Source organism: Ciceribacter sp. L1K22 (genome assembly GCF_017599385.1).
In the GTDB taxonomy this organism is placed as follows: domain Bacteria; phylum Pseudomonadota; class Alphaproteobacteria; order Rhizobiales; family Rhizobiaceae; genus Allorhizobium.
Genome location: NZ_JAGFPK010000002.1, coordinates 547,310 through 561,147 on the forward strand (window position 1 = coordinate 547,310; position 13,838 = coordinate 561,147).

Here is a 13,838-nt window from a genome sequence, read left to right on the forward strand (position 1 = left end):
CCTTAATCCGACTCGTGACCGGCGCCGATGAGCGATCGACCGGTCTTGGTGTCGAAGGCCATCAGGTGGCGGGTGTCGAGATGAACGTCGATCGTCTGGTCGGGATCGATGTCGTGAATGCCATGTGCCAGCATCACCCATTTCGATCCGGCGAATTCCAGATGGATGAAACTCTCCGACCCGGCGATCTCAGAGACCTGGGTCGAGGCGGTGAGCTTCTGTGTGGAGGGCCGCGCTTCGAGGAAAAGGTGATGAGGCTGGAACGCGAGGGTCACCGGTCCCTCCGGTATCCCGGTCAGATAGATTGGAACGGGCAGGACAGGCTGACCATCTCGCAGGAACTGGTCACCGGAACGGACGAGGTCGATGGTGTTGAGCGGCGGATCGGCGAAGGTCCGGGCGGTGGTCAGGTCGACGGGATTGCGGAACACCTTGATCGTCTCGTCGAACTGGGTGACTCGACCCTCGCTAAGGGTGGCCGTGTTCCCGCCGAGCAGCAGGGCCTCGGAAGGCTCCGTCGTCGCATAGACAAAGATCGCACCGGATTCGGCGAAGATCTTCGGTAGTTCCTCGCGCAATTCCTCGCGCAGCTTGTAATCGAGGTTTGCAAGCGGCTCGTCGAGCAAAACGAGATTGGCGTTCTTGACGATGGCGCGGGCCAGCGCGGTACGCTGCTGCTGTCCACCGGAAAGATTGAGCGGCGTGCGTTCAAGGTAGGGCGTCAGCCGTAGCAGTTCGGCCGCCTTGCGCACCTGGCGATCGATCGTGGCGGAATCCTTGCCGGCGATCCGCATCGGGGAGGCGATGTTCTCATAGACGGTGAGCGCCGGATAATTGATGAACTGCTGGTAGACCATCGCAACATTGCGCTTTTGCACCGGGAAGCCAGTAACGTCGACGCCGTCGAACTTCACCGTGCCGTCAGTTGGCCTGTCCAGCCCCGCCATCAGCCGCATGAGGGAGGTCTTGCCGGAGAGCGTCGGTCCGAGCAAGACGTTGAGCGTTCCCCGCCGCAACGTTAGATCGGTCGGGCGGATATGATATCCGCCACCGGCAATCTTCGACACGTTTTTCAGTTCAAGCATTCCTCGGGCCTCCCAACCCTCGGTTCGTCCCGGTTCGCTACGCGCCTCAGGCGGCGCGGCGAATACCGGCCATGTAATTTTCCAGACCCGCGGCTTCCTCGGCCGTCAGGAACAATCCCTGTTTCGTGCGACGCCAGAGGACATCTTCCGCCGTCCTTGCCCACTCCCGCTCAACAAGCCAGCGAACCTCTGCCTCATAAAGCGTCCCGCCGAAGTGCCGTCCAAGACCCTCCGCTCCGGTGACCCCAGAAAGCATCGTCGACGCGTCCGTCCCGTAACAGCGCACAAGGCGCTCGGCGTGCCTGTCTCCGATAAAAGGATATTTGCCGAGCAGGAACTTCACCTGCTCTGCGTAGCCATGCACTGAAAAATCGCCACCCGGCAGCTTGCTTCCAGCGGTCCACGGCGCGCCCTTCGCGCCGATCGCCTCAGCGATTTTCTCCAGAGCATGTTCCGCAAGCCGCCGGTACGTTGTGAGCTTGCCGCCGAACACATTGAGCAGCGGCGCATCGTCCGTCTGCTCCAGTTTCAGCACGTAGTCGCGCGTCGCCTCCTGCGCCTTCGAGGCACCATCATCGTAAAGCGGACGAACCGCCGAATAACTCCACACGATGTCGGAAGGACGTATCGGCTCCGAGAAATACTCGCTCGCGGCATTGCAGAGGTAGTGAACCTCTTCGTCGCTGATCTTCACATCCTTGGGATCGCCCTTGTAGTCGCGGTCCGTCGTGCCGATCAGCGTGAAGTCGTTTTCGTATGGGATCGCAAATATGATCCGGTTGTCCGGATTCTGGAAGAAATAGGCACGCGGATCGTCGAACTTCTTGCGGACAACGATATGCGACCCCTGCACCAGGCGCACATTGTGGACGTTGTTGCGGCCGAACGTGCCCGTCAGAACATTATCGACCCATGGACCGGCGGCATTGACGAGCATGCGCGACCTGACGGTAGACATATCCCCGTCAGCGTGCCGCATGGTGATGATCCAAAGACCGCCATCGCGGCGCGCCGAGGTCACCATGGAGCGGCTATGGATGACCGCGCCGCGATTTTCCGCATCGCGCGCGTTCAGAACAACCATGCGGGCGTCATCCACCCAGCCGTCCGAATACTCGAATGCCTTGCCGAACACAGGCTTGAGAGGCTTGCCCGCGGCATCGCGCTTCAGGTCCAGCGTCCTGGTCGGCGGCAAGAGCTTGCGACCGCCCAGGTGATCGTAGAGGAAAAGACCGAGGCGGATCAGCCAGGCTGGCCGGATGCCGCCCTTCTGGTATGGGAGCACAAAACGAAGCGGCCAGATCACGTGCGGCGCCATGGCCCACAGCACTTCGCGTTCCATCAAGGCTTCCCGCACGAGACGGAATTCATAATGCTCGAGATAGCGAAGACCGCCGTGAATGAGCTTGGTTGCGCCTGACGACGTACCCGAAGCGAAATCGTTCATTTCAGCAAGAGCGACGGAGTAGCCGCGACCGGCAGCATCCCGCGCTATACCGCATCCGTTGATGCCGCCGCCAATAACGAAAAGATCGAAAATCGTACCGTCCGACATGTCGCTCCACCCATTTCGCATTGCAACATATCACGCAAATGCGAAAGACAATATTATCTAAAACGAAAGAAAATCGAATGTCAAACGAATATCCGACTCATCCTATGTCGAGGATATCAGCAGAAGTTTCAACCAGTCGCACGTCGCTGTCTGCGCAGATCTGGCGGATCGCGTCTACCGGACAGTGATCCGTGATGAAGGTGTGGACCTGGGAAACATGGCCGATCCTGACAGGGGCGGTTCGCTCGAACTTGGAGGCGTCGGTTACGAGGATCACATGTCGTGCATTGGCAATGATGGCCTGGGCAACCTTCACCTCACGAAAGTCGAAATCGAGCAGAGCCCCGTCCTCATCGATGGCGGAGACGCCGATGACGGCGAAATCGACCTTGAACTGGCGGATGAAATCGACAGCCGCCTCGCCGACGATGCCGCCGTCTGAGCCTCTGACAACGCCGCCGGCAATGACCACCTCGATTGAGGGAAATGTCCTCAACCTGTTGGCAACGTTGATGTTGTTGGTAATCACCATCAACTCGTGGTGATCCTTGAGCGCATCTCCGACAGCCTCGGTGGTGGTGCCGATATTGATGAACAAGGAGGAATTGTCGGGAATGATGGCGGCGGCAGCCCGGCCGATTGCCTGCTTCTCGGCGGCGGCCATCGAGCGCCGCGCCTCGTATTTGACGTTTTCGTTGCCGGTCGGAAAAACCGCCCCGCCATGGATGCGGGTAAGCGACCGACTGTCGCAAAGATCGTTCAGGTCCTTGCGGATTGTCTGCGGCGTCACCTGAAACCGCGAGGCCAGTTCCTCCACTAGAACCCTGCCCTCGGCCTTGGCGATCGCCAGAATTTCCATCTGCCTTCCGCTGAAGTGCATCGCTCCCTCATTTTCGTTTTTCTTCGATCTTACGGGAAAACGAAAATGCGGCAAGCGAAATAGAAAATTCGGGGACGAGCATCGACCAAAGAAATTTCGAGCCCGCTTCCAGCCCGCCCGACGGCCTTATGGAACAAACCTGCGTTGACGTCGTTTTCCTGTCGAAATTCATCAAGGAGGCAAGACAATGCTTTACTATGCACTGGTATTCCTGGTCGTGGCCCTGATCGCAGGTGCTCTCGGCTTCGGCGGCATCGCAGGCGCGTCCGTCGGTATCGCGAAGATCCTGTTCTTCGTCTTTATCGTCCTGTTCCTGCTGTCGCTGGTCGGCGGTTTCTTCCGCCGGGCATAACGCCCACAAGTTCCCTGCCCCGATCCACACGAAACACCCGGTCTACAGCCGGGTGTTTTCGTTTGTCGGGGCTAGTGTCGTCTGGTGAACACCTGCCTGCCATCGACCCAGACATGGGCGATATTGGCCTTGGATGCGGTGAAGACGATCTTCTGCAGAATGCCATCTCCCTGATCAAACTCCTCCCACAGCCTCATCGACCCTTGTGGTGCTCTGGTATCCACGACGACGGCATCAAACCGGTAGCCGGGTGCAAACTGGCCGACCGGAAGGTCGAGTGCCCTCGCACCGCCGGCTGTCGCGATATGGAAGGCAATCCGGAAATCGACACGCGCGGAGGTCCCGCTTGCCCTGAGATTGGCTGGTCGCTCCGGATCGACCCCGCTTTCCAGCATTCTCGACACGGTGATCGCCGCGCGACAGTTTTCCAGCATCGATGCGCTGGGGCCGCCGGAAATATCCGTGCCGAGGCCGACATGGAGCCCCTTCTCCAGCGCCGCGCGCAACGGAAAGACGGCACCCGCGAAATAGGCATTTGATAATGGACAATGTGCGACCGCCGCCTCGCGGACCCTGATCTGTTCCATATCGGACGAAGTTAGCAGATTGGAATGCGCCAGCATCGTGTGCCGGCCCAGCAGGCCGAAACGATCGAGGCTTTCGGTATCGGTCATCCCGTGGCGCTTCAGCACATAACCGTGCTCCCAGTCGCTTTCCGAGCAATGGGTCTGCACATGGCAGCCACACTCACCGGCAAGCGCGCCGAGTCCTTCCAGAGTCGCATCGGTGCAAGAAGGGATGAACCGTGGGGTAACGACGGGATTGACCCGTCGCGTCTTGTTGTCCGGATGCGCCCGAACGTAGTCGATCAGCGCACGCGTGCCGTCGATCGCTTCGTCCGACGAGGCATCACGGTAGTAATCCGGGCAACTGTCGGGATTGTCCATCGCGACCTTGCCGATCAGGGCGCGCTGACCCTTCTCCAGGCATGTATCGACGAGGATACGCGTCGCGTCCTGATGCACGGTGGCGAAATAGAGCGCCGTCGTCGTGCCGTTCGCAATCAGATCCTCCACCAGCAGCGAATAGGCATGTCGCGCGAAGGCGATGTCTGCGTACCGCGCTTCCAGCGGAAACGTGTACTTCTGCAGCCAGACTTCCAGGGGAACGTCGAGCGCGGTGCCCAGTTGCGGATATTGGGGCGCGTGCACGTGGCAATCGACGAAACCCGGCAGAAGATAGGAGCCTTCCGGCAGCCGCTCCAAGCGCCCATCGCCGATGGCTTTGGTCTTCGTCGCATCGTACCCGGCTTCACCCGGACGAAGAACCGAGCGAATGACGCCATCCGCATCCACGTCGATCAGCACATCCTCGAGAACGTCAATCTCTCCCGCCACCGGCGCATGGAAGCCGGAGGCCAAAAGAACCCTGTCGCGTATATCGCTCATGCGCACTCCATGCGAAATCGAAGACCGCCCAGGGTCTATAGGCTGCGTTGCCGCAGAGCCAGCGCAGCTTCCCGGAAACGAGCCCGGATTTCCGCCTCATCGACACCCGCCACCTGACGATCCTCCATAAGAATCCGGCCATCGCAGATCGTCGTCACGACATCGTCGGCGCGTGCGGAATAAACGAGAGCCGCGGCGACGTCATAGACGGGCAGGCAATGCGGCTTGTCGACATCGACGATAATTACGTCGGCCTTCTTGCCCGGCGCGAGCACGCCGGTCTCGGGCCGGTTCATGGCCTTCGCCGCCTCGCAGGTGGACATCTCCAAAAGTTCGCGCGTTTTCAGGAACTCGACGTCATGGGTCTTGTCCTTGTGGATCATGCCCGCGAATTTCATTTCCTGAAACATATCAAGTGTATTGTGGCTGGCCGGTCCGTCTGTCGCCAACCCGACCGTGATACCTGCCTCGCGCACGCAACGCAGCCGCAGTGTCCCGGAATCGAGCTTGGCGTTGCAGCAGGGGCAGTGTGCGATTTTCGTTCCCGTTTCCGCGAGAATTCGGATGTCGGTATCATCGAGCTGCGTGCAGTGCGCCGCCGTCACGTCGGGTTTGAGAAAGCCGAGATCGTTGAGCCACTGCACCGGACGGGTGCCGTAGGTTTCAGCCACGTAGGCGATTTCCTGCGGCCCTTCCGACAAATGCGTATGGATCGCGAGCCCGAAGGCATCCGCCACCTCGCGCACCTTGCGGAACATGTCAGATCCGCACGAATAGGGCGCGTGAGGAGAGAGCGCCACGTGGATACGATCGTTACCGCTGCGGTGATGAGCCGTAACCTTGTCGTCAAACCGGTCGAGCGCCTTCCAGGCCCAGTCCTTCACATCGGCATAGACGCCCCGGTCGGCGAAACCGTAACCGAGTGTCGCGCGGAGCGGCACCTTTTTCAAAGCCTCTGTCTGCGGCGTCACGGAATAGGCGTCGAAGTGTTCGTTGAACGTCGTGATGCCGGATTTCACCATCTCGACCAGCCCCATGAGGCTCGCCCAGAACAGCGTTTCCGGATCGAAATTCCGCTTGAGCTTCCACATCGTGCCCAGCCATTCGAACAGCTGGACGTCCTCCAGCAGGCCGCGTAGCAGCATGTTGGAGGCGATATGCGTATGGCAGTTGACGAAACCGGGCATCACGACCCGGCCACCGGCGTCAATTACCCGCCCTGCGCCGGCAATATCGACATCAGCGGCAGCACCCAGGGCGAGAATGCTGTCGCCCCGGATCGTCAGGCTGCCATTCTCGATCATCGCGCCACCGTCCATAGGCAGAATCGTCGCGTTGACGATGGCGATATCAGGCCCGCCGGCGAACTGCAGCATCATGGCATTCTCACGCCGCCATCATCGAGGTGCCGTAGGTCACGCCCTTTTCCTTCAGCCACCGGCGATAGGCGATGGAGGAAGCGTCGGCGCGCGTCGGGATTTCCTTGCGCGGCTCCATCGGCAGGAGGACCGGCCGCTGGTTTTCCAGGATGATACGGTCCTGCAGGAAGATCAGTTGCTGGAAGTGGACGAGTTCCGTCGTCGTCGACTCGTCGTCAAGCAGATACATCACCGGGTGGGCACGGCAGCGATCGGGGTCGAGCGGCTGAACGAACAGGCAGATCACGTCCCAGCGATTGGCCGAGTTCGGACAGGTCTTGTAGAGCAGCGTCGTGAACGGGGTCATGACCCGGTAGATGTAGTCTGTCATGATGCCGTCCTTCGCCGAAAGTGCCGCCTGCGGCTGGAAGAACTGGCAGTTTGTCGCCCAGACCTCATCGACGTCGCGACGGATTTCCGCGTTGTAGTGCATCACTTCTGTGTTCGGCTCGGCGCCGAGAATATCCGTGTGCACGAAGGGAAAATGAGCCATGTCGAGAAAATTCTCGACGATGCGCAGGCCGGACGCCTTGACCGTCACTGCACCGCAGTTGACGTGACGACGATCGGTTTCATCCGCCTCGGGAAGCGGGAAGATTTCGCCCGCCGGCTGGCCAACGGTCGTCCAGAGGAAACCGAAACGGCGTCGGATCGGCAGCGGGCCATCGATACCCTCGGCGGTAACCGTGATCTCGCCATCCGGCAAGCGAACCACCTTCAACTCGTATCCGAGCAGGCGATTTGTCGACCGACCGAACGGGATCAGCGTTTCGGTGTCGATGGGATACCATTGGTCGAGAGAAGCTCTGTCCGTCGCTTTCATGGGGACTGTCCTTCTATTGTTCGTAGATACGGTGCATCACCGCTTCATGCCTGTCGAGCAGCCGTTCGACATCGAGCGAGACGAACTCGCCCTTGTCGATGATCTTCCGGCCGTTGACGAATGAATAGTCGACCTTGAAAGGCCCGCACATGACGAGCGCCGCCAGCGGATCGCGCTGCGTGCCGGAAAGACCGAGCTGCTTCAGCTTTACCGCGATGAAATCGGCGCTCATGCCTGGCGCCAGATAACCGATGTCGTCACGACCGAGGATATTCGCTCCGCCGCGCGTCGCCATGGTCAGCGCCTCGCGAGCCGACAGAGCAGACGGCGTGCCGCCAAACCCGCCGCGCCCGCCGGGGCTCTCAGACAGATATTTATTCGGCGCCACCCGCTGCAGCATCATCGCGAGCCGCGCCTCCATGAACATGTTGGAGGTGTCATTCGAGGCGGAGCCGTCGACGCCAAGGCCGACCGGCACGCCCTTGTCCAGCATCTCCCGGATCTTGGCGATCCCCTGTCCGCAGCGCATGTTGGCCGAGGGACAATGGGCAACGCCCGTTCCGGTGGAGGCGAAGAGGTCGATCTCTTCGGACGTCATGAAGATCGAATGCGCGAACCAGACATCGGGTCCGAGCCAGCCGACGCGTTCGGCAAAATCGACCGGGCGCATCTTGTAGATATCGTGGCAATAGACCTCTTCGAACAGATCTTCCGCCAGATGCGAGTGCAGATGCACCCCGCCGTGCGAGCGCGCCAGTGCCGCAGCGTCTTTCATCAGCCCCGGAGTAACCGAAAACGGCGAGCAGGGTGCGAGGATGATGCGGCTCATCGAATGCCGGGAATTGTCGTGGTAGGCGGAAATCAGACGCTCCGCATCCTTGAGGATGTCCTCCTCCTTCTCCACGCAACTGTCCGGCGGCAACCCGCCCTGGCTCTGGCCACGTGACATGGCGCCGCGCGCCGCGTGGAACCGAAGCCCGAGATCGGCCGCCGCGTCGATGGTCGCATCCAGCGTGCAGTTATTGGGGAGGATATAGAGATGGTCCGAACTCGTGGTGCAGCCCGAAGTGATGAGTTCCGCCATCGCCATCCGCGCCGAAATGCCGATGGCGTCGTCGTCGAGGTTAGACCAGATCGGATAGAGCGTCTTCAGCCAGACCAGCAGCTCGTCGTCCTGCACCATTACCCTAGTGAGGTTCTGGTACATGTGGTGATGGATATTCACCATGCCGGGCATGACGATATGGCCGGACAGATCGAGAACCTCATCTGCCTCTGTGCGTTCGAATTCCGCTGTCGTTCCGACCGCCTCGATCACGTTGTCGCGGATCAGTATCGCCCCGTTTTCAAGCTCGCGCGCTCCGTCGTCGAAGGTCGCGAGATGGGCGATGTTCCTGACCAGCAGCGTTCCCATCAGCGAACGCTCCGGTAATACGGCTCACCGAGTGCGGCGGGTGCTGCCATCAGGCGACGCATGCGCTGCCAGGCGATAACAGGGACGATGATGAAGGCGATCGTTCCGAGATACGGAAGCATCGACAGGAAGGCCGGCGCGATGGCCCAGCCACGGGCCTGGCCGACGAAGCCGAGTGCCGTGATGAAGCCGAACAGCAGGCCCGACAGTGCCGCCGGGATCGGCCGGTAACCGGCGAATATCACAAGAGCCACCGCGATCCATCCGCGCCCGGCGACCACGCCATCGGACCATGAGGGCACGAAAGCGAGCACCAGGTAGGCCCCGGCACCGGCGGCAAGCGCCGACCCGGCCGCGACATAGCCGAAGCGGATCAGGCCGACCGGAATACCCGCCGCATCCGCCGCCGCCGGATTTTCGCCAACGGCCCTGAGGTTCAGCCCGTGACGCGTGCGGAACATCAGATAGGAAAGGCCGAACGGCAGGATGATATAGATCAGGTAGACCAGAATGTTCTGGCTGAAGAAGGCCGGCCCGAGGATCGGGATCTGCGACAGGATCGGGATCTCGACGCCCTGGAAAGTAACCGGCACCGGCATGCCGGAGTAAGCCTTGCCAATGGTCTGTGCCAGACCGGTTCCCATCAGCGTCAGCGCGAGACCGCAAAGAACCTGATTGGCTCTCAGGCTAACCGTGGCGAAGGCGAATAACGAGCCGAACAGCGCGCCAACAACAAGCGCGGCAATAAAACCGAGCAGCGGTGATGGAACCGCAACCACCGTTGCAACCGCAGTCACCGCGCCCATCGCCATCAGGCCTTCGGCACCGAGATTGACGACACCGACACGTTCGGCGAGAACCTCGCCGATGGCCGCCAGCGCCAGCACGCCGCCCGCGAGAAAGGCAGTGGTGAAAAGACCGGTCAGGAGATCCATGGTCGTCTAGTCCTCTTAGGTCTTGTCTCTGACGATGCGGTAGTAGGAGAGTTCATCGCCGATCGCGGTGAGGAACAGGATCAATCCCGTGATGGCGAGAACCGTCGATGTCGTCAGTCCCTGTGTCTGCAGGATGATGCCGGAATTCAGGATGAAGGCCATCAAGGCGCCCGCGAAAATAACGCCGATCGGCGACCCCCGCGCCAGAACGGCCACCATAATGCCGAGATAGCCGTAATTATTGGAAATGCCGCCCTGCAGACGATGCACCGTGCCGGCGATTTCCAGCATGCCGGCAACGCCTGCGATCGCGCCGGAAAGCAGCATCACCGTGATCAGATGCTTCTTCGCCTTGATGCCGGCGTATTTGCCGGCCGATGGATTTGAGCCGATGAGGCGAACCTCGTATCCCCATTTCGTAAAACTGAGGACCACGGCCATGACGACCGCAAGCGCCACGGCGATCGGCAGACCCCAGTGAACTAGGCCCCAAAACTCGGGCATCTCGGCAGGAATGCGCGGCGTTGCGGAGTTGGCGACACCGCCACGCTCGCGCCAGACGTCGGTGGAGACGTAGAAGACGAGAAGGATGGCGACGAAGTTGAGGAGCAGCGTGGTGATCAGTTCGTTGACGTTGGCATAGGCGCGCGCCAGCGTCGGCACGAGGATCCAGACGAGCCCGCCGAAAGCCCCGGCCACGAACATCGCAATGAGGCTCCATTCATCGGGCAAGGGAATGAAGAGCCCGACCGCAGAGGCTGCAAACGCGCCAGCATAAAATTGTCCCTCCGCACCAATGTTCCATGCGCCGATCTGCTGCGCGACGGTCACCGACAATCCGGTTAGAATCAGCGGTATGACCAAGAGCCCCAGATCTTCCATGCCGAAGGAAGAGCCGAACGACGAGTTGACGACCTGCCAGCCGAGTTCGAGCGGGTTCTTGCCGGCAAAGGCGAGAATGATACCGGCAAAAACGAGCGCCAGCGCGATCGCGGCGATCCGGGCACCGACCGCCATGCCGGGATGCGAGGACGGAAGGCGCTGAAGGCGGAAGTTATTGGCCATGGGACACCCCGTCCGCGATCTGGCTCCGGCCGCCCATCAGTAGGCCGATCTGCTCGATGTCGACATTGTCGTTCTTCACGACACCCATGATCTTCCCTTCGTAGAGAACTGCTATCCTGTCCGAGAGGTTGAGCAGTTCCTCGAGTTCCTCCGAGATCAGCACGATCCCGGCGCCGGCATCGCGCAGCTCGACGATGTAGCGCAGCATGGTATTGATCGCCCCGACATCGAGGCCACGGCTCGGATAGGCCGCGACGAGCACCTTTGACGCCACGCGCATCTCGCGCCGGGCAACAAGACGCTGCTGGTTGCCGCCGGAGAGGTTGCGGATCGGCATGCCGAAATCCGGGATTGCCACCTCGGCCGCCGCCGCGATCTCCTTTGCAAGTGCAGTCGCAGCCGCAGGCTTGTAGAGCCCGCCACTGCTGACGGGTGGCTTCACATACTCCCGCATCACCGCATTGACCGTGATGCTGAGCGCCGGCGCAAGGCCGCTGTGAAGTCTGTCTTCCGGGATATGGCCGATGCCGCGAGCGACAAAATCGGCGGCATCGGCCTTGGTGATGGCCGTTCCCTCAAGAAGGATGCGGCCGGATGAGGGCGTGCGTGTTCCGGTCAGAACATGGGAGAGTTCGCGCTGGCCGTTACCGGCAACCCCGGCAATACCGACGATTTCGCCTGCATGAACGGCGAGATCGATGCCCGAGAGGGCCAGATGGCCCGCATCGTCGAGAACGTCCACCGCTTCGAGTTTGAGGATCGGTTCGGCCGACACAGGTGCTGCACCGGCCGGTCGTTCGCGCATGTCTGCGAGCACTATATCGCGACCGACCATCAGCCGGGCGAGCTTCGCGGGGGTGCAGTCGGCGGCAAGCTCTGTCGCCACCTTGCGCCCCTGTCGCAAAATGGTGATGCGGTCAGAAATCTCCAGAACTTCGTCCAGCTTGTGCGAGATGAAGATCACCGAATTGCCGGTCGATACGAAGTCGCGCAATGCCTTGAAAAGTTCCCGCGCTTCGGCCGGCGTCAGCACAGCGGTCGGCTCGTCGAGGATCAGCACCTTCGCCTTGCGGGCAAGCACACGCAGGATTTCAACCCGCTGCTGCTCGCCGGTCGAAAGATCGGAAACCCTTGCGGCCGGACGGGTCTGCAGATTGAATTTCGCGGCAAGCTCGGCTGTACGGGCCTCCAGCAAAGCGGCTGACGCCCGACGCGGCGTCTCGCTCCAGCCGAGATGGATGTTTTCAGCAACGGTAAAAGCCTGCACCAGCTTGAAGTGCTGGTGTACCATCCCGATCCCGGCGGCGATCGCCTGCAGAGGAGACGAGAATTCCTGTCGGTATCCGTCGATGATGATCTCTCCGGCATCCGGCTGGTAAATGCCGGTCAGGATGTTCATCAATGTCGACTTGCCGGCGCCGTTTTCTCCCAGCAGCGCATGAATTTCACCGGGCTGCACGTCGACGTCGACATCGGCATTGGCGATCACGCCGGGGAAGTATTTCGCGATACCGTTAAGCTGGACGAGCGGGGGAGTGCCTGACGGCGCCACGTATCGGTTGGGGCCTTCGATCATTCGCAATACCGTTGAGGGCTGTCATTTGAGGGGAAGGCCTGCGTGGCCTCCCCCGTTTCGAGCAAGTTGGATTAGAGGCCGGTGACGCCTTCGACCGACCAATCCCAATTGTAGAGCTCGAGTTCGGTCATGCGCTGGCCTGCGGCGACCTTCACATTGCCCTTGGAGTCCTTGAGCTCTCCCTCGAACGGCGACCAGCCGCCCATGATCTTGGCGCGAACCTCGTCGGCGGCCTTGCCGACCTCGGCCGGAACCTTCTCGCCCCAGACGTCGCGATCGACACCCTTGCCCATCTCGAACAGGTTTTCAGTCGGCACCCATTCGCCGGCGAGACGCTTCCGCACCTGGTCGACGTAGAAGTCCTTGAAGTCGATGATGATCGAGGAAACATACGAGTTCGGGCCGTAGCGACGGATGTCCGTGTTCCACATCGCAGCCCAGACGCCACGCTTCTCGGCGACCTGAAGGTAGCCGGCTTCGTCCATGATACCGAACAGGAAGTCGCAGCCGTTGTCGATGAGCGCAGTGCCGGCCTGGGTAGCGGCCTGCGGATCGAACCAGGAGTTGATGACGATGGTCTGCAATGTCGCTTCCGGATTGACGGTCCGCGCGCCCATCAGGAAGGCGTTTGTCGAGGCGTAGACCGAGGCGACCGGGAAGGAAGCAACATAGCCGAGCTTGCCCGTCTTCGACAGGTGACCGGCGGCGACGCCGAGTACGTAGGTCGGATACCAGTGGGCCAGATAGTACCAGCCAAGATTGTCCATCGTGACGTGGCCGTTGCACTCCATGAACGCGACTTCAGGAGCGCGACGGACGACTTCATGCAGGAAGTCACCGTTCGACGATGTGTCGAAGATCATATTGGCGCCTTCGGAGACGAACTGACGGTAGGTGCGCGTCGCGTCTGCCGAGTAGGGAATATTCTCTACTTCAAGAACCTTCTTCAGGTTCGGGAACGCCTCCTTCACCGCAAGCAGCCCCTGGTGATGCGACCAGGTCCAGCCTTCGTCGGTGATCGGACCGACATGGCCGAAGCCAATAACGGCATCTTCTTCCTTGATGGCAGCCAGTGGCGTGGCGGCGAAGGCGCGCGACGTCAGTGCGCCCGGCAGCATCAGCGATGCGGAGCCGGCGGCAGCCATGTTCAGGAAGCCGCGGCGGGAGAGGTTACGCAGGTCGATCATGATTTCCCCTTCTGTTCTGAAATTGCGACGCAGGTTGCTCCCCGCCGTCGCGTCGGCCATCGATTAAGCAGGCAACTAGCGTGCCAACCCGTTTTGAGGG

At 60.9% G+C, this 13,838-nt stretch carries 12 protein-coding genes; 1 reads left to right on the forward strand and 11 read right to left on the reverse strand.

Going from position 1 to position 13,838, the window contains the following annotated elements; translation table 11 throughout:
- Window positions 1-2: 2 nt before the first annotated feature.
- The 3 genes from J5J09_RS20560 to J5J09_RS20570 all read right to left on the reverse strand — a co-directional run bounded on the left by J5J09_RS20560 (window position 3) and on the right by J5J09_RS20570 (window position 3,520).
- Window positions 3-1,085, reverse strand: coding sequence for an ABC transporter ATP-binding protein (locus J5J09_RS20560; protein ID WP_208554095.1), 1,083 nt, complete (start codon window positions 1,083-1,085; stop codon window positions 3-5).
- A 46-nt stretch (window positions 1,086-1,131) separates the two neighbouring features.
- Entirely contained in the window at window positions 1,132-2,640 is a 1,509-nt protein-coding gene (locus tag J5J09_RS20565) for a glycerol-3-phosphate dehydrogenase (protein ID WP_208554096.1), read from the reverse strand.
- A 97-nt stretch (window positions 2,641-2,737) separates the two neighbouring features.
- Window positions 2,738-3,520, reverse strand: a complete 783-nt coding sequence (locus J5J09_RS20570) for a DeoR/GlpR family DNA-binding transcription regulator (protein ID WP_208554097.1) — start codon at window positions 3,518-3,520, stop codon at window positions 2,738-2,740.
- Window positions 3,521-3,707: 187 nt separating this feature from the next.
- Between J5J09_RS20570 and J5J09_RS20575 the strand changes: the two genes are divergently transcribed.
- Complete coding sequence (locus J5J09_RS20575) at window positions 3,708-3,872, forward strand: DUF1328 domain-containing protein (RefSeq protein ID WP_208554098.1); 165 nt, start codon at window positions 3,708-3,710, stop codon at window positions 3,870-3,872.
- A 71-nt stretch (window positions 3,873-3,943) separates the two neighbouring features.
- On the opposite strand, the gene guaD is transcribed toward J5J09_RS20575, so the two are convergent.
- The 8 genes from guaD to J5J09_RS20615 all read right to left on the reverse strand — a co-directional run bounded on the left by guaD (window position 3,944) and on the right by J5J09_RS20615 (window position 13,738).
- A complete protein-coding gene (guaD, locus tag J5J09_RS20580) occupies window positions 3,944-5,320 on the reverse strand; it encodes a guanine deaminase (protein WP_208554099.1) in 1,377 nt (458 codons plus the stop codon).
- 35 nt (window positions 5,321-5,355) lie between these two features.
- Window positions 5,356-6,699 (reverse strand): amidohydrolase, encoded by a 1,344-nt coding sequence (locus tag J5J09_RS20585; protein WP_246746028.1) that lies wholly within the window; start codon window positions 6,697-6,699, stop codon window positions 5,356-5,358.
- A gap of 7 nt (window positions 6,700-6,706) precedes the next feature.
- A complete protein-coding gene (locus J5J09_RS20590) occupies window positions 6,707-7,561 on the reverse strand; it encodes an aromatic ring-hydroxylating dioxygenase subunit alpha (protein WP_208554100.1) in 855 nt (284 codons plus the stop codon).
- Between the two features lie 13 nt (window positions 7,562-7,574).
- Complete coding sequence (locus J5J09_RS20595) at window positions 7,575-8,975, reverse strand: 8-oxoguanine deaminase (protein WP_208554101.1); 1,401 nt, start codon at window positions 8,973-8,975, stop codon at window positions 7,575-7,577.
- A complete protein-coding gene (locus J5J09_RS20600; RefSeq protein ID WP_208554102.1) occupies window positions 8,975-9,910 on the reverse strand; it encodes an ABC transporter permease in 936 nt (311 codons plus the stop codon). The genes J5J09_RS20595 and J5J09_RS20600 overlap by 1 nt, the downstream gene beginning before the upstream one ends.
- A 15-nt stretch (window positions 9,911-9,925) precedes the next feature.
- Entirely contained in the window at window positions 9,926-10,975 is a 1,050-nt protein-coding gene (locus J5J09_RS20605) for an ABC transporter permease (protein WP_208554103.1), read from the reverse strand.
- On the reverse strand, window positions 10,965-12,551 hold the full coding sequence (locus J5J09_RS20610; protein WP_208554104.1) for an ABC transporter ATP-binding protein: 1,587 nt from the start codon (window positions 12,549-12,551) through the stop codon (window positions 10,965-10,967). Before J5J09_RS20610 ends, J5J09_RS20605 begins: the two co-directional genes overlap by 11 nt.
- Before the next feature lie 71 nt (window positions 12,552-12,622).
- Window positions 12,623-13,738 carry a BMP family ABC transporter substrate-binding protein gene (locus tag J5J09_RS20615; RefSeq protein WP_208554105.1) on the reverse strand — a complete coding sequence of 372 codons (1,116 nt, stop codon included), beginning with the start codon at window positions 13,736-13,738 and terminating at the stop codon, window positions 12,623-12,625.
- Window positions 13,739-13,838 lie beyond the last annotated feature (100 nt).